This window comes from Shewanella sp. Isolate7 (genome assembly GCF_022398425.1).
GTDB lineage: Bacteria > Pseudomonadota > Gammaproteobacteria > Enterobacterales > Shewanellaceae > Shewanella.
The window spans coordinates 1-593 of the sequence record NZ_JAKEVJ010000201.1; the positions used below are offsets into that span (position 1 = coordinate 1).

The 593-nt window shown below is 47.4% G+C and carries 1 pseudogene; it reads left to right on the forward strand.

The window, feature by feature from the left end:
• Nucleotides 1-35 precede the first annotated feature (35 nt).
• A pseudogene (locus tag L1D47_RS21005) lies at nt 36-140 on the forward strand (IS5/IS1182 family transposase); the annotation flags it as partial.
• Nucleotides 141-593: the final 453 nt, after the last annotated feature.

Below are 593 nucleotides of genomic sequence, written 5' to 3' on the forward strand. Positions count from 1 at the left end.
AGGGCTGACGAAAAATGACTCACAGTTAGCCATGCTATTCAGGGCTGACGAAAAATGACTCACAGTTAGCCATGCTATTCACTTTGGCGAACCTGTTTAAAGTAGACCAGATGTTACGACGACAGCCAAGATCTGTCTGAAATCCGGGAACAGCCTGGAATTAGGTCGAAATTCGGCGTAAAACGGCAGTATGTTGGCCAAAATTGAACACTTAGCGTTCAAAAATCAGGCGGGCCGCTCAAAACCTCGCTCGATACCTAAATTGCAGGACTTGTTCGCAGTTTCCCTAGGCGAGAAAGTCTGCTTGTAACTACTCCGCAAAGCAGGTGCTAACTCACTTTGGGGCAGTTTCGTGCCAGATGTCCGATGTCAATCTGCCCCATTGTTGTCGAGTAGACGACACTTGTTACCAAGTGCCGCCCCTCTAAGAACCGTACGTGCAACTTTCACTGCATACGGCTCAAGCCTCCACTAAGGCATCATTGATACCCAGCAACTTATAACGCAGTCGGGACAGGCTCTTTCCAAGAGTTACGAGCTAGCCTTTTAGATTTTCTCTTCACCAAATATTCTTGGTATTGAGGGTCAAAAGG